Origin of the sequence: Kitasatospora nipponensis (genome assembly GCF_039528135.1) — a bacterium.
GTDB lineage: Bacteria > Actinomycetota > Actinomycetes > Streptomycetales > Streptomycetaceae > Kitasatospora > Kitasatospora nipponensis.
Window position 1 is genome coordinate 14,611 of sequence record NZ_BAAALF010000017.1, and the last position, 24,437, is coordinate 39,047.

The window sequence follows — 24,437 nt, forward strand, 5'->3', positions numbered from 1 at the left end:
TACTGGAGCGCCGGCTCGCCGGTCCCCGGCCGGGTCACCGCGGGCGTCGCGGCGCTGTCCCCCGTGCTGCTGCTGGTGCAGCAGGCGGCGGTGCTGCTGCCACTGGCCCGGTTCACCGGTCTGGCCTGGCTGATCGCCGCCGGCTTCCTGCTGCCCACCCGGCGCGCCCGCCGCGCGGCGGGCCCGAGCGCGCAGTGAGCGCCGCCGCCCTGGCCCGCGGGGGCCGCCGCCCGCCGCCGGCTCAGCCGGGGACGGTGCGGAAGCGGAGCCGGTACTCGGTGGGCGTGGTGTCGAGCCGGCGGCGGAACGCCCGGACCAGCGTGTCCGTCGTGCCGAACCCGCAGTCGGTCGCGACGCGCTCCAACGTCACGTCGCTGGACTCGAGTTGGTTGCGGGCCCGCTCCACCCGGGCCGACTCGACGTAGGCGCTGGGGGTCGTCCCGAGTTCGGCCTTGAAGATCCGGGTCAACTGTCGCTCGCTGACGCAGGCGTGCGCGGCGAGGTCGGCGACGCTCAGCGGCCGGGCCAGGTTGCGCGCGATGTGGTGGCGCAGGTCCTCGGTCCGCCGGGTGGTGGAGGGGGGTTCGAGCGGGACGCTGAACTGGCTCTGCCCGCCGGGCCGCTTGAGGTACATCACCAGCTGCCGGGCCACCCGCAGCGCCGTCGTCTCGCCGAAGTCGTCGGCGACCAGGGCGAGCGACAGGTCGAGGCAGGCGCTGATGCCCGCACCGGTCCACACGTCGCCCTGGCGGATGAAGATCGGGTCGGCGTCCACCTCGACGGCCGGGTGGTCGGCGGCCAGTCGCCCGGCGGTCGACCAGTGCGTGGTGGCGCGCAAACCGTCGAGCAGTCCCGCCGCGGCGAGCAGGTGCGCTCCCACGCAGACCGAGGCGACCCGGCGGGACCGCGCGGCCAGCACCTTCACCCAGGCGACCACCGTCGGGTCGGTCAGCGGGTGGACCCGGCGCCGGCTGTCGACCTCGACGGCGCCGGGCACCAGCAGGGTGTCGATCCGTCGCGCCGCCGCCTGCTCGAAGGTGAGGTCCGGCAGGATCCGCACGCCGGCGGAGGTGGTGACGGGGTCCATCGCCGCGGCCGCGAGGACGACGTGGTAGCCCGTCGCGTCGTCCGTCTCGCGGTGGAGCAGGGAGAACACCTCCGGCGGCCCGGTGACGTCGAGCAGGTCGACGCCCTCGAACAGGAGGATGACGACGAGTCGTCCGACGGTGCCCACGGAACCCCCATCCGGTCGGCCGATGCGATGTCGGTATCTGCGGGTCGGATGACATTGCCGACACGTCAGCACCGACCCTAGCGTTTCCGGTGCGGCCCACCCCCGGGTGGGCCCCCCGACATCCGGCACGGAATCCGAGGCGGTACAGCCATGCCCACCACCACCCTGCGCGCCCTCAACGGCTTCGACGAGACCCCCGCGTCCCTCGCCGGCGCGACCCTGATCCTGATCGACTACCAGAACACCTACGTGGGCGGCGTCATGGAGCTGGCGGGCTGGCGGGCCGCGCTGGAGTCCGGCGCCGCGCTGCTGGAACGGGCCCGGGCGGCGGGCGCGAAGGTCGTCCACGTCGTCAACGACGGCGGCGCGGGCACCCCGTACGACATCCGGGCGGAGATCGGGCGGATCCACCCGAGCGTGGCGCCCCTCGAGGGCGAGCCCGTCGTCGTCAAGCGGGTGCCGGACGCGTTCGTCGGCACCGACCTGGCCGAGCACCTCGACGCCGCCGGCCACCAGGACGTGATCGTGGCCGGATTCATGACCCACCTGTGCGTGGCGTTCACCGCGGCCGGCGCGTTCCTGCGCGGAAACCGGCCCACCGTGGTCGCCGACGCCTGCGCGACGCGCCCGCTCGCCTCGGCGGTCGGTGAGCTGACGGCCGAGCAGCTCCACCAGGGCGCACTGGCCACGATCGCCGACCTGTACGGGGTCGTCGTGCCGTCCCACACGTCCCTGAGCTGAGCATATTCACCACGCGCCCCACCTGAGGGAAGGCCCGGTTCACCCGCGTCCGACGGACCGTCGGGTGAACGGGCCTCAGGTGAACGAAGGTCAACTGTCGGATGGCCACGGCACGAAGACCGGGCGCACCATCCGGATGCTCCGCACGCCATCCGTGATGGCGACTCATGAGACGGTCCAGGTCGGGAGTACCGCGGGCGGGGAGTCCCACGTATCCTCTGCTGGACCTTGTTGGGTCCGCGACAGCTTCGGCGGACCCGTCTTCGTGCATCGAGGGGCAGCCATGAGCACCGAAAGTGCGTACGCGAACGCCGTTCGTCCCACGCCCGCCCATCGCCAGGACGTCGGCATGCTGGCCGAGTTGCTGCTGCTGGCCGCCCGCGACGCGGCCGACCGCGGGGTGGGCTACTGCACCTCGGACGCGGTGACCCGGGTCGGCTACCCGCAGCTGCTGGACCAGTCGCTGCGCCTGCTGGCCGGGCTGCGGGCACTGGGGGCCGAACCCGGCCGGACGGTCGCGCTGCTGCTCCAGCGTCCCGAGGAGTTCCTGCCGGCCCTGTGGGCCTGCCTGCTGGGCGGACTGACGGTCTGCCCGCTGGTGCCGATCCGCGAGGACGAGCCGCGCTGGGCCGCCCAGCTGACGCACGTGAACACCCTGCTGGACGGTCCGCTGCTGCTCACCTCCGAGCAGCTGCTCGCCGAACTGCCGGCGGTGGCGGGCCTCGCGGTGGCCACCGTGGACGAGGCCTCCCGGCACGGCGTGGACATATCCGCGGCCGAGGTGGCGATCCACCCCTCGCACCGCGACGACGCCGCGCTGCTGGTGCTCACCTCGGGTTCGACCGGGAACGCCAAGGCCGTCGTGCTCACCCACGCCAACCTGCTGGCCTCGATGGCGGCCAAGGCCGAGGTGCAGCGGCTGACCGGCGAGGACGTGACCCTCAACTGGGTCTCCTTCGACCACGTCGCCGCCCTGCTGGAGACCCACCTGCTGCCGCTGTCGGTCGGCGCGGCGCAGTTCCACACCACCGCGGACTCGGTGCTGGCCGAGCCGGCCCGATTCCTGAGACTCGTCGACACCCACCGGGTGACGATGACCTTCACCCCCAACTTCCTGCTCGGCCTGCTCAGCCGCACCCCGCTCCAGCAGTTCACCGGGCTCGACCTCTCCAGCCTGAAGAAGATCATCTCGGGTGGGGAGGCCAACCCGGTCGCCACCGGCCGCGCGTTCCTGGACCGGCTCGCCCCCTTCGGCCTGGCGCCCGACGCCCTGTGGCCGGCCTTCGGCATGACCGAGACCTGCGCCGGCAGCATCTACAACCGCACCTTCCCCGAGGGCGACGCGGGCGCCGAGTTCGCCGCCGTGGGCCGCCCGGTGACCGGCCTGCGGATCCGGGTGGCCGGGGCGGACGGGGGCGGGCCGGAGGGAGTCCTCGCGCTGCCCGAGGGGGAGGTCGGCGAGGTGCAGCTGCACGGCCCGATGGTCACCGGCGGCTACCACAACGACCCCGCCGCCACCGCCGCCGCCTTCACCCCCGACGGCTGGTTCCGCACCGGCGACCTGGGCCGGCTCCACGAGGGCCGGCTCACCCTGGTGGGCCGCAGCAAGGACAGCGTCATCGTCAACGGCGTCACCTACTACAGCCACGACCTGGAGTCGGTGCTGGAGCAGTTGGACGGCGTCGAGCGGTCCTACGTGGCCGCCTTCCCCACCCGCCCGGCGGGCAGCGACACCGAGCAGCTGGCCGTGCTGCTGGCCACCGACCCGCCGCAGCAGGACGAGGCGGCGCTGCACCGGCTGCTGATAGCCGTGCGCAACAGCGTCGTGCTGCACTGGGGCTTCCGGCCCGCCGTGGTCCTGCCGCTGCCCCGGGAGGAGTTCGCCAAGACCAGCCTGGGCAAGATCCAGCGCAGCCTGCTGCGCCGGCGCCTGGAGGCCGGTGAGTTCGGCCGCGAGCGGGCCCGGGTGGAGGAGTTGGTGACCCGCCAGCTCGGCGGCCTCGTGGTGCCGGCCGAGGGTACCGAGCAGGCGCTGGCCGAGCTCTACGCGGAGATCTTCGACACCCCCGCGGGCGGCATCAGCGCGACCGCGAGCTTCTTCGACCTGGGCGGCACCTCGCTGGACATCCTGCGGCTGAAGAGCCTGATCGGCGCCCGGTTCGACGTCGAGCTGCCGGTGCTGGCGATCCTGCGGGCGCCGAGCGTGCGCGCGCTCGCCGGGCAACTGGCGACGGCGGCGAGCCGGGGCGCGGGTGTGCCCGAGCCGTACGACCCGATCGTCACCCTGCAGTCCGGCGGCGAGCGCACCCCGCTCTTCTGCGTCCATCCCGGGGTCGGCGAGGTGCTGGTCTTCGTCAACCTCGCCAAGTACTTCGTCCACGAGCGCCCCTTCCACGCGCTGCGGGCCCGCGGTTTCAACCCCGGGGAGAAGCCCTTCGAGAGCTTCGAGGAGATGGCCCGCTGCTACGCGCAGGCCATCCGCGCCGTCCAGCCGCACGGGCCGTACGCCCTGGCCGGCTACTCCTTCGGCGCGGCCGTCGCCTTCGAGGTCGCCAAACTGCTGGAGGAGCAGGGCGAACGGGTCGACTTCCTGGGCAGCTTCAACCTGCCGCCGCACATCAAGTACCGGATGAACGAGCTCGACTACGTCGAGACCGCGGTCAATCTCGCCATGTTCCTCGAACTGGTCTCCAAGCAGCAGGCCGAGGAGCTGCCCGACCAGCTGCGCCCCTTCCCCCGCGAGGAGCAGCTGGCCCGGCTGCTGGCCCTGGCGCCCGCCCACCGGCTGGCCCAACTCGACCTGGACCTGGAGCGGTTCGGCGCCTGGGCGGACCTCGCCGACGGCCTGACCGACCTCGGCCGCGGCTACCAGCCCAGCGGCACGGTCCGCTCGATGAGCGTCTTCTACGCCGTGCCGCTGCGCGGCACCAAGGAGGAGTGGCTGGCACGGGAGTTGAGGCGCTGGGACGAGCACACCAGCGAGCCCAACCGCTACCTGGACGTGCCCGGCGAGCACTACACGCTGATGGGCCCGCGGCACGTCGCCGCCTTCCAGTCGATCCTGCGCGCCGAACTCGACCGCGCCCTGGACGGCAACTGACCCCACCCGAGCACCACCCGCACGACCCGTACGACCCCGCACCACCGGCACCACCGGCACCACGTTCAGAACTCATCGAGGCGGTCTCCCGTGAACTCCCTGCCCCACTCCCCCGACGACCTGCTCGCGCTCGACCCCGCCGCCCAGGACCTGCTCTTCCGGGCCGCGCACACCGCGCACACCTTCACCGACGAGCCGGTGACCGAGGAGCAGATCGAGGCCGTGCACCGGCTCGTCCGCTGGGCCCCCACCGCCGTCAACGGCCAGCCGCTGCGCGGGGTGCTGGTCCGTTCCGAGCAGGCCCGCGAGCGGCTGCTGCCGCACCTGTCCCCCAAGAACCAGGAGAAGACCCGCCGGGCGCCGCTGGTCGCCGTGCTCGCCGCCGACCTGGACTTCCACGAGGAGCTGGACCGGCTGGTGCCGTTCCTGCCCGGCGCGAGCGCGCTCTTCGCCGACCAGGCCGTGCGCCGCCAGGTCGCGGTGCACAACGCCTACCTGCAGATCGCCTACCTCACCATCGGGGTGCGCGCCGCGGGCCTGGCCGCCGGGCCGATGGGCGGCTTCGACGCGCCGGCGGTCACCAAGGAGTTCTTCCCCGACGGCGCCCACGAGGCCCTGGTGGTGATGAACATCGGCCGGCCCGGCCCCGACGCCTTCCACCCGCGGGCTCCGCGCCTGGAGTTCGCCGAGGTCTTCAGCACCGTCTGAGCGCAGCCGGCCGCGCGAGCGGCCCCGCCGCCCGGGCCCGGTGACCGGCCCGTCCTTTCCTCACCCACCGCAACGACCTGGAGAGTGCCATGACCGACAGCCAACCCCAGCCCGGGCAGCGGATGTTCCAGCTGATCTCCGGCTTCTGGGTCGCGCACGCGATCCACGCCGCCACCCAGCTGGGCCTTCCCGGCCACCTGGCCGAAGGGCCGCTGACTCCCCAGGAGTTGGCCGAGCTCACCGGCACCCACCCGCAGTCCCTCTACCGGCTGCTGCGGGCGCTGGCGGGGTACGGCGTCTTCCACGAGGACGAGCGGGGAGCCTTCGCGCTGACCGACCTCGGCCACACCCTGCGCCCCGACGTGGCCGGCTCGCTGGCGCCGTACGCGCAGATGCACCTCAGCGACGCCCACCGCTCGGCCTGGGGCGAGCTGGTCCACTCGGTGCGCACCGGCGAGCCCGCCTTCGACAAGGCCGTGGGGCAGCCGGTCTGGGAGTTCTTCGCGCAGAACGCCGAGATGGCCGCCCACCTGAACCGGGCGATGCACGGGCTGACCGAGCTGACCGTCAAGGCGGTGCTGGAGACCTACGACTTCACCCCCTACCGGCACCTGGTGGACGTCGGCGGCGGCGAGGGCGGCCTGCTCACCGGCCTGCTGGCCGCGCTGCCGCAGGCCACCGGGGTGGTCTTCGACCTGCCACGGGTGGTGCCCGGCACCGGCGAGCGGATCGCGGCCGCCGGGCTGGCGGACCGCTGCGAGGCCGTCGGCGGCGACTTCTTCGCCGAGGTCCCCGGCGGCGGCGACCTGTACCTGCTCAAGTGGGTGCTGCACGACTGGAGCGACGCGGAGAGCGTCGAGATCCTGCGCAACTGCCGCAGCGCGATGGGGCCCGAGGGCCGGCTGCTGATCATCGACACGGTGGTGCCGACCGGCAACGAGCCCGCCCCGGGCAAGCTGATCGACCTGACCATGATGGTGCTCAGCACCGGCCAGGAGCGCACCGCGGCGCAGTTCGAGGCGGTGCTGCGCGAGGCGGGCTTCGAGCTCACCCGGATCCTGCCCATGCACGGCTCGCCCAGCAGCGTCGTCGAGGCCCTCCCGCTGCCCTCCTGAGGGCCCACGGGCGCCACCGGGTCCCGCTGCGCCCCGCCGGCGGGGCGCAGCGGGCCGCGGTCAGCTCACGCCGCGCCCGGTGAGCCGGGCCCACCAGCCCCGGCGCGGGGCCCGGTCGACGGGCACCGGCTGGGCGTACGGCGACACCGGCTGCGCGTAGGGCGACAGCGGGGTCACCGGCGCCGCCACCGGCGCACTGCGCTGCCCGGGCACCGGTGCGGCGGCGGACCGGGGCCGGGTCGCGGTGAACCGGGTGGGCAGTGCCACCAGGTGCCGGGCCATCCAGGAGGAGGTCCAGCGCAGCTCCGACTCCGGCACGCCCAGCCGCAGGTCCGGCAGCCGGGTCAGCAGCACGTCGATGCCGGTCTCGGCGATCGCCCGGCCGATGTCCTGGCCGGGGCACTCGTGCGGGCCGGCGCTGAAGGCCAGGTGCGCCCGGTTGCCGTACAGCGGCTCGGAGAGGTCGGGGCGGATCGCCGGGTCGACGTTGCCCGCCGCCACGCCGAGCAGGAGCATGTCGCCCTCCCGAATCGGCTGCCCGGCCAGCTCGGTGTCCCCGGTGGCCCACCAGCCGGTGACCACCAGGGCCGGCGGGGAGTCCCAGAGCACCTGGTCCAGCGCCTCCAGCAGGGTGCGCTGGCCGCCGGAGAGGTTGGCCCGGAAGCGCGGGTCGGTGAGCACCGTCCACAGGGTGTCGGCGATCAGGTTGATCGTGGTGACGTTGGAGGCGCTGAGGATCAGGCGCAGGTGCGCGATCACCTCGTCGTGGCTCAGCTGCGCCTCGTGGCGCAGCAGCCAGGAGGTGATGTCGGCCCCGGGCGTCTGCGCCTTGCGCTCCACCAGCTGACGCAGCGTGGAGACCACGTAGTGCTCGCTGGTGATGGCCGTCTCGGTGGCCTTCATCAGGTCGAGCGTGGCGTTCACCAGCTGCGGCCCGTTCTCCTCCGGCATCCCCAGCAGCTGGGTCATCACCAGCATCGGCAGCCGCTCGGCGAACTGCGCGATCACGTCCGCGCTGCCGGAGCCGGCGAACTCGTCGATCAGCTGGTCGGCGAAGCGGGTGACGTGGCGCCGCACGCCGCGCCGGTCCAGCTGCTCCAGGCTGTCGGTGACCGCCTTGCGCAGCCGCAGGTGCTCGGCGCCGTCCACGCAGACCGTCACCGGCTGCCAGGTGACCATCGGCAGCAGCGGGGAGTCGGCCGGGACGAGGTTGTCCCGGAACGCGCTCCAGCGGCGCGAGTCGCGCGAGAAGCGCGAGGGGGTCCGGGCCACCTCCAGGGCCTCGCGGTGGCCCAGCACCAGCCAGACCGGCAGGTCGCCGTGGAGCAGCACCGGCGCCACCGGGCCGTAGTCGGCCCGCAGCGTGGCGTACAGACCCATCGGGTCGGACTCGGCCTCGGGCCCGTACAGCCGCCGCAGGCCGCCCGGACCCAGGCCGTGCGCGGGGCACCCGGGCGGCGGGGTGAGGGCCGGGTCTGCGGTGGTGTGGTCTGCCGTGGTCACGATCGCTCCGAGGAGAGGGTGAGGGAGTGGAGGTAGCGCATCAGGGCCATCAGCACGTCCCGGCTGGACTCCCGGCTGCGGGCGTCGCACAGGACGATCGGCACCTCGTACGGCAGGTCCAGCGCGCCGCGGATCTCGTCGATCGAGTGGCTGGGCGACTGGGGGAAGTCGTTGATGGCGACCACGAACGGCACGCCGCGCTCCTCGAGCCGCCCGATCACGTCGAAGCTGACCTCCAGCCGGCGGGTGTCCACCAGCACCACCGCGCCCAGCGCCCCCTCGAAGAGGCCGTTCCACAGGAACCAGAAGCGCTGCTGTCCGGGGGTGCCGAAGAGGTACAGCACCAGCTCGTCGGTGATGCTGATCCGGCCGAAGTCCATGGCGACGGTGGTGGCCGTCTTGCGCTCCACCCCCGAGGTGTCGTCGACGTCGGCACCGGCCTGCGTCATCGTCTCCTCGGTGGTCAGCGGGCGGATCTCGCTCACCGCCCCGACCAGGGTGGTCTTGCCGACTCCGAAGCCACCCACGATCACCACCTTGACCGCGGTGGCGGCCGACGACGGCAGACTGTCCTCGTGCCGTGGCCCGACCGGCCCGACGGCCGTCTCAGAGTTTCTGAAGTCCACGCATCACCGCCTCAATCAGGGCACGGTCAGGAAGTTGGGCCTTGGGAACGGGTGCGCGTGCCTCAACCCGTTTCTCGGCCAGCAGGTCGGCGAGCAGCACGGCCGTCGCGCTCATCGGCAGACCCAGGTACGCGGAGATCTCGGCGACCGACAGCGGCGAGTGGCACATCCGCAGGATCGCCGCGTGTTCGGGCTGCATGGTCGGCGCGGGCTCGGTCCGGGCGACGATCAGGGTCACCAGGTCCAGCCGGACGGCCCGTTCGCTGCCCTTCTCGGCGGCTAACGAGGCACTGCGCCCGCGGGTGATCACATACAGCCGCTCAGGGTTGCCCTCCTGCCAGTCCGCCCCCCTGCGGCCACTCATGCGCCCTGCTCACCGGCGCGCGGTGGTGTGCTCAGGTGCTCGCCGATCCTGGCCACCAGGTCGCGCATCCGCTGGCCCATCAGTCCGGCGTCCACGCCCTCGTCGGCCAGCACCGCGAGGTAGGCGTGGCTGCCGGCCGCCATCAGGTAGAAGAAGCCGCCGCCCATCTCGATCACCACCAGCCGCATCCGTCCGTCCCCGTGCGGGAACTCGGCGGCCACCGCGCGTGCCAGGCTCTGCAGGCCCGCGCAGGCCGCGGAGAGGCGGTCGGCGGTGTCGGTGTCCGTGCCGTACTGGCCCATCCGCAGGCCGTCGGCGGAGAGCACCACCACGTGCCGGGTCTGCGGAACGCTCTCGGCCAGATCCTTGAGCATCCAGTCCATGTTGGCCCGCTGCTGAATCACTGCTCACCCTTACCTGACGACTGGTCACTGTTGCCGCCCTCGGCACGGTTCTCCGGTGCCAGGCCGTTCACCCCGCTCTGGAAGGCCGCCAACCACATGCCGGGCTGCACCGGCGCCGCGGGGGCCTGCGCCACCGCCGGGGAGGCGGCGACCTCGGGGGTCACCTCCGGGGCCGCGTGGCGCCGGCGCCGCTGCGGCAGCCCGTTGGGCGTGCGCTCGTCGACCACCACGACCTCCTCGGGGTCCACCGCCGGCGCGCCCTGCGGCCCGGCGAAGGACCGGGCGGTGGCCGGCGCGGCCGGCGCGGCCGGCGGCGGCACCGCGCGCGGGCCCGAGGAGGTGCCGATGCCGTGCGCCCGCCCGGTGGCGGCCGCCGTGGTGATCAGCTCCTGCGGTACCACCAGGATGGCCCGCACCCCGCCGTAGGCCGAGGGCCGCAGCGAGACGTGGAACCCGTACGCCTGCGCCAGGCGGCCGACCACGGCCAGGCCCAGGCGCGGCGTCTCACCGAGGTCGTTGAGGTCGATGCCGGCCTGCGCCTCCTGGAGCATCCGCTCGGCGCGGGCCCGGCCCTCCTCGCTCAGGCTCAGGCCGCCGTCCTCGATCTCCACCGCGATGCCGGTCTGCACCTCGACGGCGGTCAGGTGGACCCGGGTCTGCGGCGGCGAGTAGCGGGTGGCGTTGTCCAGCAGCTCGGCCAGCGCGTGGATCAGCGGCTCGACGGCGGGACCGACGACGGCGACCTCGGAGACCGGGTGCAGCTCGACCCGCTGGTAGTCCAGGATCCGCGAGACGGCGCCGCGCAGCACGCTGTACAGCGGCACCGCCTTGCCCCACTGACGGCCGGGGCGGGCACCGCCGAGCACCGCGATCGAGTCCGCCAGGCGGCCGACCAGCGCGTTGCCGTGGTCCAGGCGGAGCAGGTCGTCGAAGACGGCCGGGTCGTTGCCGTGCCGGTCCTCCATCTCGCGCAGGTCCTGGGCCTGGCGGTGGACGATCGCCTGCACGCGGCGGGCGATGTTCACGAAGGCGCGCTGCGCGGACTCGCGCAGGCCCTCCTCGGCGTCGACCGCCTCCAGCACGCTGCGCAGCACCGCCTGACGGGCGGCCAGGAACTCCGGCGCGATGGTGCCGTCCTGGGCCTCGACGTCCTTGAGCACGTCCTCGACGAACTCGCCGTGCTGCATCCGGGCCACCGCCGAGGGCAGCAGCGACTCGGCCAGCTCCAGGGTCTGCGCCTCCTGCTGGGCCAGCCGCGAGAGCAGGTGGGTCTCGCGCTGCGCGGAGCGGCTCCGCAGGTCGGCGATCACCCGCCCCCGCCGGGCGGACTCGGCCGCCAGCACGCCGACCGCCACGGTGGCGACGCCCCCGCAACACGCGACGGCGACCCACGCTCCGGGACCGGTCAGCACCGCGGCGACCGCCGTGGCGGCCGCCGTCAGTACCGGGGGAAGAATCCACCCCACGGCAGGAGCGGAGCGCCTGCCCTCGGGCGACGATCCATCACGAAGCATCAGCGTCCTCAAACGATCGAAGGTCGTGGAACAACGAGCGAGAGAGGCCACAGCAGTGTGCGGGCGACGCGCGACATCGCAAGCCGTCCGGGTCCCCCCGGGGACACGAAAAGGATTGACATGGCGTCATGAGGGTGCAGCCTGCTGAGCCCGAAGTAGCATAGCCGGTTCTTCAGATCATCCTGACGGTGCCTCAACAAGGCGGCCCTCATAGTGCAATCTTGAACAATTGATGCCCTCTCAATTCACCGTGAATTCATCCGAATCCGGGACACCGGGCGCCGAAACGACGACGCCGGGGTGCTGGTGGGCACCCCGGCGTCGGACGAGAGGGCGAGGAGAGCGGAGGGACTAGTTTCAGGGAGTTTGAGAAGGAAGTCCGTCCATGGCCTCGCCGGGGCCAACGGTAGCAGTCAGCCCGGGATCAGGTCGCGCAGGTTTTCCGGGGTGATGACCCGGGAGTCCGGGTGCAGTCCCTCCGGGCGCTGCAGGCCGAGGTAGGTGACCGGGCCCGGCGGGACCGTCGTGCCGTCCCAGGGTGTGCTCGCGGTGGCGCGGTCGGCCATCAGGTCCAGGAGGTAGCGGACCGTGAGGTGCTCGCGCTCGACGATGCCGCGCAGCAGCGTCGCCACCGACACCCGGTTCTCCTCCACCCGGTTGGCGTTCGGGCTGCCCTGGAGGTACAGGTGCAGCCACTTGGCGCGCCAGCGGCCGTCGTCGCGCACGAACGCCAGCGGCAGCGCGACTCGGCCCGCGCCGCGCAGGTCCGACTTCATCCGCACGGTGCGCGCCTCGAAGGGCCGGCCCCGCTGCTCGCCCTCGCGCAGCATGAAGCCGAAGAACGACTCCTCGACCTCCTCGAAGCCCTCCCCCGCGTAGATGTTCACCTGCGGGACGATGAAGGTGCCGCGCACGGCGCCCAGGCGCAGGTTGATGAACTCCGAGGCGCCGTGGCGCGCGCTCGTGATGTCGCCGGAGTGCTCGCCCTCGACCGCGGTGAGGGCGGTGTACGAGAGCCAGGTGACGGTCTCGTAGGAGGCGTCCAGGATCAGCGCCGACAGGTCGAAGTCGGTGGTGCGGCTGGTCTGCTTCCAGTAGACGAAGAACCGCAGCAGCTCGCCGTCGACCGGCGAGAGCGAGCCCCGGGGCAGCACGCCGAGCCCCGCGCCGGTCGCCCGGCCGCTGAGCGGGAGCGCGACGTCCAGGACGTCCGGGTCGATCAGCAGGTGCCCGGGGTCCGGCAGGCGGCGGCGCACCTCGGCGTCCAGCAGCGCGATCAGTCGCTCGCGCTCGGGCGCCGGCACGGGCGGGCGGGTGTCGGCGGCGACCCAGGCGCGGCCCAGGCGGTTGACGAAGACCCGGCGCTCGTCGGCCTCCTGCGCGCGGTTCTGGAGGTGCTCGCGGACCGAGAGCAGGACCCGGCCGGCGGCCTCGGGGGCGGCCCGCTCGGCGGCGGCCAGCACCGCGTCGCGCTCCTGCTGGGTGCGGCAGGCGCGCAGCAGGCGGTCCACGGCGCGCAGCAGCCGGCCCGGGCCGGCCAGCAGCAGCCGCCCGGCGCCGGTGACGTCGCCGGCGCCGAGCAGCTCCTCCAGGTGGCTGTCGAAGGAGCGGGCCCGCTGCTCGCCGCGGGCCACCGCGAACACCTGGGCGGCGTGCGGCCAGCGCGGGTACTCGTGCGGGTGCAGGCGCTCGCCCAGGCGCTTGAAGGCCTCGCGGTTGGTCTGCACGTCGGCGAGCTTGGCGGGGCCGGCCGCCAGCACCGCGTCCAGGCCGGCGAGCAGGGCGCGGCGCACCGGTCGCCGCAGCGCGCGGAACCGGGTCGGGGTCAGCAGGCCCACGTCGCCCTCGCAGAGCGCGCAGGCCAGCCGCAGCACGTCGGTGACGGTGTCCAGCAGGAGGTCCGCGCCGGCCTCCAGGCGGGCCAGGTTGACCACCGCGCGGTTCTCCCGCACCGGTATCGCCTCGGGCTGCGGGCCCGCCACGCAGTGCCGGGCGAGGATCCCCAGGTCCCGCAGGGCCTTCTCGCCCAGTGGGGTGCCGCTGCCCGCCAGGGCCAGGTACAGGTCGCTGACCTCCTCCTCCGCGCCGCCGCCCAGGTGAAGGACCGTCAGGCGGTCGCCCGCGGCGGCGATCAGCTCGTCGTGGGCGGCCAGCATCTCGGCGTAGGTGTGCCGGTAGTCGCCGTAGGACGGCAGGGTCAGCAGGTCGACGACCCCGGTGCGCAGCTGGGCGAGGGTGCCCGCGCGCGCGGCGTCGTCCGTGAGGGCCTCGGCGATGCAGCGCATCCAGAAGTCGAAGGTGTCCGGCACGTTGAGCGGGAAGTCGATGAAGTAGACGTTGTGCCCGACGTGGTCGCCGGCCATCGCGCGCACGGTCTGCAGCGTGCGCGCGGCGGTCTCGAGGACGCTCTCCTCGCCGAGCTCCGACAGCCGCTCCAGCAGGTCCGCGGAGAGCTTGAAGCCCACCGACATCAGCGCGGCGTCGAACTGGCGCGCCGCGACGTCGCCCGGCCCGCGGGAGCCGGTGGCGCCGGTGGGGTCCGGGAGGCGGTGGGTGTGGCGGATGACCAGCGGGGTCAGTGGGTGGGCCATCCGGGCATGATCCCAGACCCGAACGCGGCGCCGCACGGGGGTTTTCGGGCCGGTTCCCGGTCGGGCGGCCGGCACGCGGGGCGCCGGCCCCCCGCGGTCAGCCGGTGGCGGGGGCGAAGGGCTGGACGTCCCCGCGGCAACGGGTGGTCGCCGGCGCCGGGGCCAGCGGGTGGAGCAGGTAGCCGTACATCGCGTCCGTGACGCAGCCGGACGTCAGCAGCGCGCCGTGCCCCCAGTTGTCGCTGGCGACCAGGCGGCTGTCGGGCAGCAGACGGGCCACCTTCACCGCGCTGTCGTAGCTGGTGGCCGGGTCCCAGGTGCTGCCGACCACCAGGACGGGCGCGGCGGTGCGGCGGTTGAACGGCCCGCGGTAGACGTCCCCGTCCCGCGCGGTCCAGGTGTCCTGCGCGCACTGGACGGTGGACCAGGCCCACAGCGCGCCGAAGTACGGGCTGCGGCGGTCGGCGGCGTCCGCGGCGGCGGGCCAGGAGGCGGCGTCCGCGGCGTGCAGGCCGTCGGCGCAGACCACGCCGGAGACGGCCTCCAGGCGGTTGTCGTAGCCCGGCCCGGACGGCTCCTCGACGCGCCGGAGCAGGAAGCGCCGCACCACGGCGGCGGTGTCGGGGCCGGTGGTGTCGGGCGCGGCCTCGCCGGGCGCGGTGAGCTGCGCCAGGTCGGTCAGGTCGGCGAACAGGTCGCGGTAGCCCTCGGGGTCGCGCAGGCGTTGCCCGGTGTCGGCGATCAGCCGCGCGTAGGTGTAGTCGCTCACCGTGCCGTCGGCGGCGACCAGCCGCAGCGGCCGGGTCCGCAGCCGGTCGGCCAGCCGGTCGAACCGGGCCTGGGTGTCGGTGTCGGCGAAGGAGCACCGCTGCGGGCCCACCTGCTGGCAGCGCGTCAGCAGCTCGTGCAGGGCGCGGTAGCTGGCGGCGGCCGAGCCCATCCGCTCGAAGACGGGCCGGCTCGCGGTGGTGGGCGTGCCGACCCAGGCCTGCGGGTCGACGACGCCGTCGATGGCCAGCGCCCGGACCCGGTCGGGGAACAGGTTCGCGTAGACCTGCCCGAGGTAGGAGCCGTAGGACAGGCCGAGGAAGCTCAACCGGGTGTCGCCCACCGCGCGTCGCAGCACGTCCAGGTCGCGGGCGTCGTCGGTGGTGGACATGGCCGAGGCGATCGGGCCCGCCGTGGTGGAGCAGGCCCCACCGAGCGTCCGGGCGGCGTCGGTCCAGGCGCGCTGCTCGTCCGCGGTGACGGGGAACGGGGTGGCGGTGAGCGGGGCCAGCGCCCGGCTCTGCTCCTGCGGGTCGGCGAAGCAGCGGATCTGCCGGCTGCCGCCGACCCCGCGCGGGTCGACGCCGACCACGTCGAACCGCTCCAGCAGGTCCTCGCTGAGGAACTGCGGCGCCTGGACGGCCAGGTCCTGGGCGGAGTCGCCCGGTCCGCCGGGGTTGACGAAGAGGGTCCCCAGGCGGTGGCCGGGATCCTTGGCCGCGATGCGCAGCAGGGCCACCTCGACGCTCGCGCCCTGCGGATCGTCGTAGTCCAGCGGGAGCTGGACGGTGGCGCACTCGGCGGTCTGCCGACAGGTCGTCCAGTGCAGGGCGGGGGTGGGGACCTGGTCCACCCGGCGGGCCTCGGCGGGGGTCGTCCGGTCGGCCGCGGGAGTGGGGGCGGTGGCGGGGGCGGGAGTGAGGGCGAGGCAGGGCAGCGCCAGGGTCAGGAGGGCCGCGGTCACGATCCGGCGGGCACCATGGCGGTCAGCGGTTGCGGTGGCTGTCATGCCGTCCACCGTCGCCCGCCGGCGCCGCGCGATCACCGGAGCGGGCCGGACACCTGGGGGTGGGGCAGGCCACACCCCCGACCCCGCGCTCGGCCCCGCGCGGTCAGCCGCCGAGGTAGGCCAGGACGGCGAGCACCCGGCGGTGCTGGGCGCCGTCCGGCGGCAGGCCGAGCTTGGCGAAGATGTTGCCGATGTGCTTCTCCACCGCGCTGGCGGAGAGCACCAGGCGCCCGGCGATCGCGGTGTTGGACCAGCCCTCGGCCATCAGCGCCAGGAGCTGCCGCTCCCGCGCGGTCAGCACCTCCAGCGCGCCGGCGCGGCGCCGCCCGGCCAGCAACTGGGCGACCACCTGGGGATCGAGGACCGTCGCGCCGCGGGCGACCCGGTGCAGCGCGTCCAGGAACTCCGCGAGCCGGGCGACCCGGTCCTTGAGCAGGTACCCGACCGCGCCGGAGCCGTCCGCGAGCAGGTCACCGGCGTAGGAGGCCTCCACGTACTGGCTGAGCATCAGCACCGGGGCGCCGGGCCGGTGCGAACGGGCGGTGATCGCCGCGCGCAGGCCCTCGTCCGTGTGGGTCGGCGGCATCCGCACGTCGACCACCGACACGTCCGGGTCGTGGGCGAGGACCGCCTCCACCAGGGCCGTCCCGTCCCCGACGGCGGCCACCACCTGGTGACCGTCCTCGACCAGCAGCCGGACCAGGCCCTCGCGCAGCAGCACCGAGTCCTCGGCCACCACGACCCGCAGCCCTCCGCGCGCCGCGCCCGCCGCCGACGGCTGGGGCCCGGGTCCGGGCGTGGCCGCGTTCGGCGCCTGGCCCGGGGTCAGCAGCACGGCAGCTCGGCGGTGATTATGGTGGGCCCGCCACCGGGACTGCTGACCCGCAGCCGGCCGCCGAGGGCGAGCAGCCGCTCCTGCAGCCCGCGCAACCCGTGCCCCTTGTCCGGCGCGGCGCCGCCCACGCCGTCGTCCGTCACCCAGACCCTCAACGTTCCCGCCCTGTGCCGTAGTCCGATCGCACACCGGTGCGCGTGGCTGTGCTTGGCCACGTTAGTCAGGCTCTCCGCGACGACGAAATACGCGGCCGTCTCGACGTCGGCGTCCGGCCGGCACTCCAGCGCGCCGAGGTCGAGTTCGACCGGGACGGTGCAGCGCGCGGCCAGCGCGGTGAGCGCCGCCGGCAGACCGCGGTCGACGAGGATCGGCGGGGCGATGCCGCGCGACAGCGCCCGCAACTCCTCCAGCGCCTCCTGGGTCTGCCGGATCGCGTCGGCCAGGGCTCCCCGGACGGCCTCCGGCCTGCTGTCGAAGTAGTGCTGGGCGCGGCCCAGTTCCAGTGCCAGGCGGACCAGTCGCTGCTGGGGCCCGTCGTGGATGTCGCGCTCCAGCCTGCGCAGCGCCCTCGCCTCGGCCGGCGCCGCGGCGGGCGTCCGTTCCCCTTCCGGTCGGCCGATCCCGTGCCGCGGCGCGGGCGCGTCCCCGAGCAGCGCCCGCCCCAGCCCGCTCTGGGCGGCGGCGCACGCCCGGGTCACGAACGGCAGGGTGAGGAGCAGCAGCAGGCCGACCGCGGTCCCGAAGGCGACCCGCCCGGCCGGCGACACCAGCCCCAGGCTCACGCTGATGTGCGACTGCGCGTCGCCCGCGCTCAGCGAGATCGGGCGCAGCGGGGTGGACGGTGCGTACCGGCCGCGCAGCGCGCAGGTCGCGGCGGCCAGGCCGACGAACCACCACAGCGCCGTCAGCACCGAGGTGACCAGAGCGACCGGGAGCACCAGCACCGCGTGCGCCGCGTCCAGCCACGGCCCGCGGCCGGGGCCCGGAACCGGCGCGCCCGCCCGCCGCCGCTCCCCGCGCTCCGCCCCGGCGACCGGGTGACGCACCCTGGCGATCCGCCACCACTCCAGCTCGGCGAACCACCGCGCCGGCGCCAGCGCCCCGGCCACCACCGGTGAGCCGCCGGGCAGCAGCAGGCCGGCCGTCGCGAGGACCGCACCGCCGAGCGCCGGCAGCAGCCCGGCCGCGGCCGTCACCGGCGCGGTGAGCAGGTAGAGGGTCTCCACGAGCGCGTGCCGCCGGCCGCGGCGACACGACCCCGCGCCCAACCACCACCTCCACCACTGCCACCGGCCCGCGGCGGAAAGCGACTTGGTCATGCCCCCACGGTAGGGCGTGCATCGAGGGTGCCCGTCGGGGATGGCGCGCAGCCCGTGGGGTGATCCAGGATGACCGGATGGTCACACTCGAGACTCCCCGTCTGATCCTGCGTCGCTGGCGCGAGGAGGACATCGCCCCCCTGGCCGCGATCCACGCCGACCCCGAGGTCATGCGGTGGATCCGTGACGGCAGCGTCCGTGACGAACAGCAGACGCGCAGCGGGGTCCAGGCCTGGGAGAGCGAGTGGGAGGCCGAGGGCTTCGGCCTCTTCGCCGTGGAGATCCGGTCCACGGGTGAGCTGGCCGGGTTCACCGGGCTGTCGGTGCCCCACTTCCTGCCGGAGGTGCTGCCCGCGGTCGAGGTCGGCTGGCGGCTGGGGCGGGCCCACTGGGGACGGGGCCTGGCCACCGAGGCCGCCGCGGCCGCCGTGCGGTTCGGCTTCGAGGAGCGGGGGCTGGAGCGGATCGTCAGCATCGCCCAGGTGGGCAACGACGCCTCCGAACGGATCATGACCAAGCTGGGGATGCGGCCGGTCCGGGAGACCGTCAACCCCACCTGCGGTCGGCGCGTGCGGGTGCACGCGGTGTCGTCGTCGGAGTACGCCCGCGGCCTGTCCCGTGCTCCCGAGGCTTGACCGGCAAAAGTGTGAGTGGTTTATTACTCCTATGCCCACGCCAGCGAGCCGCCGACAGCTCTCCACCGCCGACGAGCGGCGCGAGGTGGTGCTGCGCACCGCCATCAGCGCCTTCGCGGTGCGGGGCTACTTCGGGACGACCACCACCGAGGTGGCCCAGAGGGCGGGGATCTCGCAGGCGTACGTCTACCGGCTCTTCCCCGACAAGGAAGCGCTGTTCACGGCCGTGGTGGAGTACTGCTTCGCACGGATCCGGGACAGCCTGACCGACGGCGCCGCCGCGGCCACCGGCAGCTCCCCCGACGCGGTCCTGGACGCGATGGGCGAGGCCTACGCCCGCCTGATCGCCGACCGGGACCTGCTGATGGTGCAGCTGCACGCCCAGTGCGCCGCCGCCGGGGAGCCCGCGATCCGCGAGGTCGTCCGTAGCGGGTACGCCCGCCTGGTGGAGTACGCGCGGGGCGTGTCCGGCGCCGACGAGGCCGACGTCCAGCGCTTCTTCGCCACCGGCTCGCTCTGCCAACTGGTCGTCACCATCGGCGCCGAGGAGGTCGACGCCCCCTGGGCGCGAACCCTGTCGGCAGGGATCCGGCACTACTGACGGGGCCGGCGCACGCCGCCGGCCCTTCGTCCGGCCCGGCAAGTGAGTAATCAACCACACACCATGCTCCACACCGCACCCCTCCCCAGAACCCCCTTGCACTCGCTCGCCCTTGGAGTGAGCGATCGACCACTCATTCATCCGAAGGGACACCTCCGATGACCCAGCCCTACCTGACCGGCCACTACACGCCGCACGTCGACGAGATCACCGCGCGGGACCTGCTCGTGGAGGGCCGGATCCCGCCGGAGCTGACGGGTCGGCTGGTCCGCAACAGCCACAACCCGAAGCCCGGCGTCACCCCGGCGCACTGGTTCAAGGGCAGCGGGATGGTGCACGGCCTGCGACTGCGGGACGGCCGCGCCCAGTGGTACCGCAACCGCTGGGTGCGCACGCCGGCCCTGGAGGGCGCGCCGTACCTGACCGAGCACGGTCCGGACCTCACCGCGAGCACCGCCGGCACCCAGGTGATCGAGCACGGCGGCCGACTGCTGGCGCTCTGCGAGTCCAACCTCCCCTTCGAGCTCACCGCCGAGTTGGAGACCGTCGGCCCCTACGACTTCGACGGCAGGCTGACCACCGCGATGACCGCTCACCCCAAGAGCGACCCGGTCACCGGTGAGCTGCACTTCTTCGGCTCCTCGCCCCTGCCGCCCTACCTGACCTACCACGTCGCCGACGCCCAGGGCGCGATCACCTCCAGCGAGGAGGTGCCCGGCGCCTCCGCCGCGCTCAAGCACGACTTCGCCGTCACCGAGCGGTACGTGGTCTTCATCGAGGGATCGGTCACCTTCGACCACACCGAGGCCTCGGGCATCCCGTACGCGTGGAGCGACGCCCAGGCCGCCCGCATCGCGATCATGCCGCGCGGCCGGGGCGGCGCGGCCCGGGTGCGCTGGTTCGACATCGAGCCCGGCAGCCTGCTGCACGCCGCCAACGCCTACGAGGACCGCGAGGGCCGCGTCGTCCTGGAGGGCCCGGCGGTGGACCGCGAGGGCTTCCGGCGCTCCTGGAACTGGTGGACCGGCCGGCCCGGCCGCGGCACCGAGCCGAACTCCCGGTCGCTGACCCACCGCTGGACCGTCGACCTGGGCACGGCCCGGGTCACCGAGTCCGTCGTCGACGACCTGGTGGTGGAGTTCCCCACCATCAACGACGCCTGGCTCGGCCGGGAGCACCGCTACCAGTACGCCGTCAGCTTCCCCGACGACCGCGGCCTGGGCGGCTACGGCGTGGTCAAGTACGACCGCGCCACCGGCGCCCGCCAGGTGCGGGAGGTCGGCGACGGGCGTCTCCCCAGCGAGGCGGTCTTCGTCGCCGCCGCCGACGCCCGGGGCGAGGACCACGGCTACCTGCTGACCGTGGTGAGCGACCTGAAGCAGGACGCCTCCCAGCTGCTGGTGCTGGACGCCACCGACCTCACCCGGGACCCGCTCGCCACCGTCCACCTGCCCCGCCGCGTCGTGGCCGGCATCCACGGCTCCTGGATCCCCGAGGAGTGACCCACCCTCCCCCACCGCGGCGGCGGGCCGGACCTGTCCCCTTCCCCGCCGCGGTGGGGCCCCTGTCCCGCGCCGCCCCCCGACGTCCGCAAGGAGTGCACCGTGCCCGTCCCCTCAGCACCCGGCGGAGCGGCCGGCCCGGCCACCCCACCGGCCCCTCACATCACCCGCCGCGGCCTGGCCCTGGCCGGCCTGGCGACGGCGCAGTTCATGGTCGTCCTGGACTCCTCGATCGTGAACGTGGCGCTGCCCTCGATCCGGCGGGGCCTGGACCTGACCCCCGCGCAGCTGTCCTGGGTGGTCGACGGGTACCTGGTCGCCTTCGCGGGCCTGCTCCTGCTGGGCGGACGGCTGGCCGACGTGTTCGGCCGGCGCGCGGTGCTCCTCGGCGGCCTGACGGCGTTCGCGGCGGCCTCGGCCCTGTGCGCGCTCGCCCCGAACGGGCCGGTCCTGGTCGGCGCGCGGATCGCCCAGGGGGCCGCCGGGGCCGTCATGGCGCCGGCCGCGCTGTCGATCGTGATGACGCTCTTCCCCGACGGTCCCGACCGGGCCCGCGCGCTGGGGGTCTGGGGCGGGGTGTCCGGCGCGGGAGGCATCGCCGGGGTGCTGCTGGGCGGCGTCCTCAGCCAGACGCTCGGCTGGCCGTGGATCTTCGTCATCAACGTCCCGGTGGCGCTCGCGGTGGGCGCGGTCGTGCTGGTGTCGGTCCGCCCGTTCCCGGCGGCCGGCGGCTCCTTCGACATCGCGGGCGCGGTCACCGTCACGCTGGCCATGGCGGGCCTGGCGCTGGGCGTGGTGATGGGCTCCGACGCCGGGTGGACCGCGCCGGTCACGCCGGCCGCCCTCGTGCTGGGCCTGGCCGCGCTGGCCGCCTTCGTCGCCCTGGAGCGCCGCGCCGCACGGCCGTTGGTACCGCTGCGGGTGCTCGCCCGGCCCCGCCTGGCCGTGGCCAACACCATCATGCTGCTGCTCGGCGCCACCGCGGCCGGCCTCTTCTACTTCCTGCCCCAGTACCAGCAGAACGTGCTCGGGATGAGCCCCCTGACGACCAGCCTCACCCAGCTGCCGATCGCGCTGACCATCACCGCCGGCGGGCTGCTCGCGCCCCGCGTCGCCGCCGTCCTCGGCGTCCGCCTCGCGCTGACCACCGCGCTGGCGTGGCTCGCGGTCGGACTGGCGTGGCTGGCCCGGGCCGACCCGCACGCCCGCTTCCTCGACGGCCTGCTCGGCCCGTTCCTGCTGATCGGCGCCGGCCTCGGCACCGCCTTCGTCTACGTCACCACGCTGGCCGTCGCCGGCTCCGCCCCCGGCGAGACGGGCCTGGTCAGCGGCCTGGTCAACACCGCGCGCCAGATGGGCGGCGCCGTCGGCCTGGCCGCCCTGGTGGCCCTCGCCACGGCCACCGGCACCCCTGCGGGCACCGGGACCCCCGCGGGCCACCAACCCAACCTCACCGCCGCCTTCCTGGGCGCCGCGGCGCTCGCCGCCACCGCCCTGCTGCTCTCCCTGACCAGCGCCCTGCACCACCCGGCCCCCACCGCCGCCTCCCCCCTGCTGCCCGGTCAGCGCACCAGCACCTGACCGTCGCTCGGACGGTGGTCGCGGGAGCGGCGCAGGTCGGTGCTGACGTAGGTGCGTTGCAGCCAGCGGTCGGCTCCGTCGTAGCGGGGGCGGAAGGCGGTGCGGCCGTGGACGGTGACGCGGTTGTCGAGGACGACCAGGTCCCCGGAGGTCAGGCGCAGGGTGCGGGCGGTCGCCTCGCAGGCGCGGCCGAACTCGGCCAGCGCGGCGGTCGCCCGCGCGGTGAGCGGGGTGGTGACGAGCTGGGCCATCCGGATGTCGGGATCGTCGGCGGCGCCCGACAGCACCGGTCGGGGCTCGACCCCGGTCCCGTTCCCGGTACTGCCAGGGTCGAAGGAGGGCGGCGGCGTGGTGATGAACTCCGGTGCGAACAGCGCCTGTCGGGCGGCCGGGGTGAGCCGCGGCAGCACCTGGCGCAGGCTCGCGACGCGCAGGCCGGCCATCCGGTCGTGGTCGGCCCGCAGGCAGAGGAAGACCACGTAGTCGGGCGGGTGGGGGTGGAACCCGTTCTCGGTGTGGAACGACAGCGGCGCCGACCCGGCGTTGCCGTGGAAGCTCTCCTGCCCGGGCACCGGGACCACGTCCTGCACCAGGGCACCGGACTTCTCGGCCAGGTACGCGAGCGGCTCGCCGAGCCCGCAGGCCACCATCGTGAGCACCGCGGCCGGGACGGTGACCCGGCGCTGCACCGAGCCGGGTACCGCCGGCGTCGCGGGCAACGCCCCCCGGTCGACGGGCAGGCCGCCAATCACCAGGGTCCCGTGCGGACCGGAGTGCCGGCGGAACCGGCGCACCGCCCGGCGCAACGGCAACGGCAGCTCCTCCCAGGCATCCCGGGCCCGGGCCACCCAGGCGGGACTGTCGACCAGGTCGTGCCCGCCCGTGCACAGGGCGCGGGCCAGCCGGTCGCACGCGACGGCGTCGGCCGGGCGCAGCTCCCAGTCGGCGGCGGCGAGCCTGCTGCGGGGGGTGCCGGGCGTCGTCTCGGACATCGGGCTTCTCCTACCGGTGATGTGGGCGGCGGATCCGCGGACTCAGGCGTGGCGCAGAGCAGCCACGGCGTCGGCGACGTAGTGGTCCCCGAACCGGATCAGGGCGGCGTACCGGGCCGCGCGCCGGTGGCGCATCAGCCGCAGTTCGGCGACGGCGTTGTCGGGGCCCTCGGGCTTCTGGGCGATGGAACGGCGCAGCCGCACCATCGAGTACGCGAGCGTGACGTGCCGTTCGCCGTCCACGATGTCGGCCTCCAGCAGGGCGCCCCGCGCCTCGGCCAACTCCGATGATCGGGATTCGAGTTGCTCGTAGGAGTCGGGAACCACGGCCAACAGGTCGTTCATCGCGGCCCGGAACAGCTTGTACCCGCGGTGCTGGCGCCCGCTCAACGGGACCTCCACCGACGGCGGCGCCATGGTGGGGCGGATGCCCGCCAGGTAGTGGTCGGCCGGGATCGTGCTCGCGTGGGTCATGGCCGCCGGGAAGCCGCGCACGTACACCGTCGCGTCCGCCAACCGCTCCAGCGCGGGCTCCACTTCGCCGCTCCGCAGGCAACGGGCGGCGTCGGCCACCGCGACCGCGGCGCAGATGTTGAACAGCACGTGGACCTGGTGCCCGATGAGCCACCGGGCACTCCACACCTGCTCCAACGACGCCTCAACCTCGGGGACGGGAACGGGGACGGCCGTCGGCGACGGCGGGCCGTCCGGCTCGGCCCCCGGCACCGCCCCGGTGAGGTCGAGCACCGCCTGCCGCATCCCAGCCACCTCCACCGCCAGGTCGGCGCCCGACAGCGGAGCCTCGCAGAGGTCCGCCAGGCCGCGGTGGATGACCAGCGCACCGTGCAGGGCGGCCTGTTGGTCCGACAGCTCCACCTCACGGACCCGGAAGAACGCCTGACTGATCGACTCCGCCGGCACGTCCTCCCCGACCACCGCCGGCCCCAGCGCCGCCAGCGCGGCCACCAACTCCCCCGCCACCGCCGTGGCCTGCTTCAGCGCGACACTGCGCTCGACCGGTCTGCCATGGGTCGCCAGCCCACCCAGCACCCGGGCGGTCCGCTCCGCCTCGCCCACGACCCGCGGCCCCAACACCGGCACGGGCCGCCCACCTCGCGGCTCACGGAAGACAGCGACAGCAGGATGACCGGTAACCAATGGCATGCCCATGGTGAACATATTTGGCCACGAACACGCCGAGGGAAACCCCGCCCCACAAGACCATTCCGGTGCCCCGAACGAGCCCGATGCTTCCAGGGTGGTGAGGCCACCGGCCGCGCACGCCAAGGGCATCG

Annotated in this window: 20 protein-coding genes and 1 pseudogene; 9 read left to right on the plus strand and 12 right to left on the minus strand. The window is 74.3% G+C overall.

The features are described 5' to 3' along the window. Positions 1-198, plus strand: a pseudogene (locus ABD323_RS07825) (hypothetical protein); the annotation flags it as partial. A gap of 43 nt (positions 199-241) precedes the next feature. Here the strand turns inward: ABD323_RS07825 and ABD323_RS07830 are convergent. Next, positions 242-1,234: a GlxA family transcriptional regulator gene (locus ABD323_RS07830; protein WP_344440499.1), complete on the minus strand. Its 993-nt coding sequence runs from the start codon at positions 1,232-1,234 to the stop codon at positions 242-244. A 150-nt stretch (positions 1,235-1,384) separates the two neighbouring features. Between ABD323_RS07830 and ABD323_RS07835 the strand changes: the two genes are divergently transcribed. The 4 genes from ABD323_RS07835 to ABD323_RS07850 all read left to right on the plus strand — a co-directional run bounded on the left by ABD323_RS07835 (position 1,385) and on the right by ABD323_RS07850 (position 6,898). After that, complete coding sequence (locus tag ABD323_RS07835; RefSeq protein ID WP_344440500.1) at positions 1,385-1,975, plus strand: cysteine hydrolase family protein; 591 nt, start codon at positions 1,385-1,387, stop codon at positions 1,973-1,975. A gap of 283 nt (positions 1,976-2,258) precedes the next feature. Further along, entirely contained in the window at positions 2,259-5,075 is a 2,817-nt protein-coding gene (locus tag ABD323_RS07840) for an AMP-binding protein (RefSeq protein ID WP_344440501.1), read from the plus strand. Positions 5,076-5,165: 90 nt separating this feature from the next. Further along, positions 5,166-5,783, plus strand: coding sequence for a malonic semialdehyde reductase (locus ABD323_RS07845; protein WP_344440502.1), 618 nt, complete (start codon positions 5,166-5,168; stop codon positions 5,781-5,783). 89 nt (positions 5,784-5,872) lie between these two features. Next, positions 5,873-6,898, plus strand: a complete 1,026-nt coding sequence (locus tag ABD323_RS07850) for a methyltransferase (protein WP_344440503.1) — start codon at positions 5,873-5,875, stop codon at positions 6,896-6,898. A 60-nt stretch (positions 6,899-6,958) separates the two neighbouring features. Here ABD323_RS07850 and ABD323_RS07855 read toward each other — a convergent pair whose 3' ends face one another. The 9 genes from ABD323_RS07855 to ABD323_RS07895 form a co-directional block, all read right to left on the minus strand. Continuing rightward, positions 6,959-8,404: a cytochrome P450 gene (locus ABD323_RS07855; protein WP_425555907.1), complete on the minus strand. Its 1,446-nt coding sequence runs from the start codon at positions 8,402-8,404 to the stop codon at positions 6,959-6,961. Further along, on the minus strand, positions 8,398-9,027 hold the full coding sequence (locus ABD323_RS07860) for a GTP-binding protein (protein ID WP_344440505.1): 630 nt from the start codon (positions 9,025-9,027) through the stop codon (positions 8,398-8,400). The genes ABD323_RS07855 and ABD323_RS07860 overlap by 7 nt, the downstream gene beginning before the upstream one ends. Next, positions 9,008-9,391: a DUF742 domain-containing protein gene (locus ABD323_RS07865; RefSeq protein WP_344440506.1), complete on the minus strand. Its 384-nt coding sequence runs from the start codon at positions 9,389-9,391 to the stop codon at positions 9,008-9,010. Before ABD323_RS07865 ends, ABD323_RS07860 begins: the two co-directional genes overlap by 20 nt. Beyond that, positions 9,388-9,774, minus strand: coding sequence for a roadblock/LC7 domain-containing protein (locus ABD323_RS07870; RefSeq protein WP_425555908.1), 387 nt, complete (start codon positions 9,772-9,774; stop codon positions 9,388-9,390). The genes ABD323_RS07865 and ABD323_RS07870 overlap by 4 nt, the downstream gene beginning before the upstream one ends. A 17-nt stretch (positions 9,775-9,791) precedes the next feature. Further along, complete coding sequence (locus ABD323_RS07875; RefSeq protein ID WP_344440508.1) at positions 9,792-11,309, minus strand: sensor histidine kinase; 1,518 nt, start codon at positions 11,307-11,309, stop codon at positions 9,792-9,794. 413 nt (positions 11,310-11,722) lie between these two features. Further along, entirely contained in the window at positions 11,723-13,900 is a 2,178-nt protein-coding gene (locus ABD323_RS07880) for a TerD family protein (protein ID WP_344440509.1), read from the minus strand. 97 nt (positions 13,901-13,997) lie between these two features. After that, the gene (locus ABD323_RS07885; protein WP_344440510.1) at positions 13,998-15,677 is read right to left on the minus strand and encodes an alpha/beta hydrolase; all 1,680 of its coding nucleotides are present in this window, start codon (positions 15,675-15,677) and stop codon (positions 13,998-14,000) included. A gap of 103 nt (positions 15,678-15,780) precedes the next feature. Beyond that, positions 15,781-16,425, minus strand: a complete 645-nt coding sequence (locus tag ABD323_RS07890; protein ID WP_344440557.1) for a response regulator transcription factor — start codon at positions 16,423-16,425, stop codon at positions 15,781-15,783. A gap of 77 nt (positions 16,426-16,502) precedes the next feature. After that, positions 16,503-17,831, minus strand: coding sequence for a sensor histidine kinase (locus ABD323_RS07895; protein WP_344440511.1), 1,329 nt, complete (start codon positions 17,829-17,831; stop codon positions 16,503-16,505). A gap of 77 nt (positions 17,832-17,908) precedes the next feature. On the opposite strand from ABD323_RS07895, the gene ABD323_RS07900 reads away from it, so the two are divergent. The 4 genes from ABD323_RS07900 to ABD323_RS07915 all read left to right on the plus strand — a co-directional run bounded on the left by ABD323_RS07900 (position 17,909) and on the right by ABD323_RS07915 (position 22,150). Then, positions 17,909-18,466: a GNAT family N-acetyltransferase gene (locus ABD323_RS07900; RefSeq protein WP_344440512.1), complete on the plus strand. Its 558-nt coding sequence runs from the start codon at positions 17,909-17,911 to the stop codon at positions 18,464-18,466. 31 nt (positions 18,467-18,497) lie between these two features. Continuing rightward, positions 18,498-19,067 carry a TetR/AcrR family transcriptional regulator gene (locus tag ABD323_RS07905; protein ID WP_344440513.1) on the plus strand — a complete coding sequence of 190 codons (570 nt, stop codon included), beginning with the start codon at positions 18,498-18,500 and terminating at the stop codon, positions 19,065-19,067. Between the two features lie 158 nt (positions 19,068-19,225). Beyond that, a complete protein-coding gene (locus ABD323_RS07910) occupies positions 19,226-20,569 on the plus strand; it encodes a carotenoid oxygenase family protein (RefSeq protein WP_344440514.1) in 1,344 nt (447 codons plus the stop codon). A gap of 102 nt (positions 20,570-20,671) precedes the next feature. Then, positions 20,672-22,150, plus strand: coding sequence for an MFS transporter (locus ABD323_RS07915; protein ID WP_344440515.1), 1,479 nt, complete (start codon positions 20,672-20,674; stop codon positions 22,148-22,150). Here the strand turns inward: ABD323_RS07915 and ABD323_RS07920 are convergent. Beyond that, a complete protein-coding gene (locus tag ABD323_RS07920) occupies positions 22,132-23,142 on the minus strand; it encodes a TauD/TfdA family dioxygenase (RefSeq protein WP_344440516.1) in 1,011 nt (336 codons plus the stop codon). The two genes, ABD323_RS07915 and ABD323_RS07920, sit on opposite strands and share 19 nt — an antisense overlap. A 42-nt stretch (positions 23,143-23,184) precedes the next feature. Next, positions 23,185-24,243 carry a hypothetical protein gene (locus tag ABD323_RS07925; protein WP_344440517.1) on the minus strand — a complete coding sequence of 353 codons (1,059 nt, stop codon included), beginning with the start codon at positions 24,241-24,243 and terminating at the stop codon, positions 23,185-23,187. Positions 24,244-24,437: the final 194 nt, after the last annotated feature.

Bases quoted from the DNA above. Each gene is read 5' to 3' on its own strand.
- ABD323_RS07835 (WP_344440500.1), top strand. From the start codon at position 1,385: ATGCCCACCACCACCCTGCGCGCCCTCAACGGCTTCGACGAGACCCCC.
- ABD323_RS07840 (WP_344440501.1), top strand. From the start codon at position 2,259: ATGAGCACCGAAAGTGCGTACGCGAACGCCGTTCGTCCCACGCCCGCC.
- ABD323_RS07850 (WP_344440503.1), top strand. From the start codon at position 5,873: ATGACCGACAGCCAACCCCAGCCCGGGCAGCGGATGTTCCAGCTGATC.
- ABD323_RS07865 (WP_344440506.1), bottom strand. From the start codon at position 9,391: ATGAGTGGCCGCAGGGGGGCGGACTGGCAGGAGGGCAACCCTGAGCGG.
- ABD323_RS07870 (WP_425555908.1), bottom strand. From the start codon at position 9,774: ATGGACTGGATGCTCAAGGATCTGGCCGAGAGCGTTCCGCAGACCCGG.
- ABD323_RS07875 (WP_344440508.1), bottom strand. From the start codon at position 11,309: ATGCTTCGTGATGGATCGTCGCCCGAGGGCAGGCGCTCCGCTCCTGCC.
- ABD323_RS07880 (WP_344440509.1), bottom strand. From the start codon at position 13,900: ATGGCCCACCCACTGACCCCGCTGGTCATCCGCCACACCCACCGCCTC.
- ABD323_RS07885 (WP_344440510.1), bottom strand. From the start codon at position 15,677: ATGACAGCCACCGCAACCGCTGACCGCCATGGTGCCCGCCGGATCGTG.
- ABD323_RS07895 (WP_344440511.1), bottom strand. From the start codon at position 17,831: ATGACCAAGTCGCTTTCCGCCGCGGGCCGGTGGCAGTGGTGGAGGTGG.
- ABD323_RS07900 (WP_344440512.1), top strand. From the start codon at position 17,909: ATGGTCACACTCGAGACTCCCCGTCTGATCCTGCGTCGCTGGCGCGAG.
- ABD323_RS07905 (WP_344440513.1), top strand. From the start codon at position 18,498: ATGCCCACGCCAGCGAGCCGCCGACAGCTCTCCACCGCCGACGAGCGG.
- ABD323_RS07910 (WP_344440514.1), top strand. From the start codon at position 19,226: ATGACCCAGCCCTACCTGACCGGCCACTACACGCCGCACGTCGACGAG.
- ABD323_RS07920 (WP_344440516.1), bottom strand. From the start codon at position 23,142: ATGTCCGAGACGACGCCCGGCACCCCCCGCAGCAGGCTCGCCGCCGCC.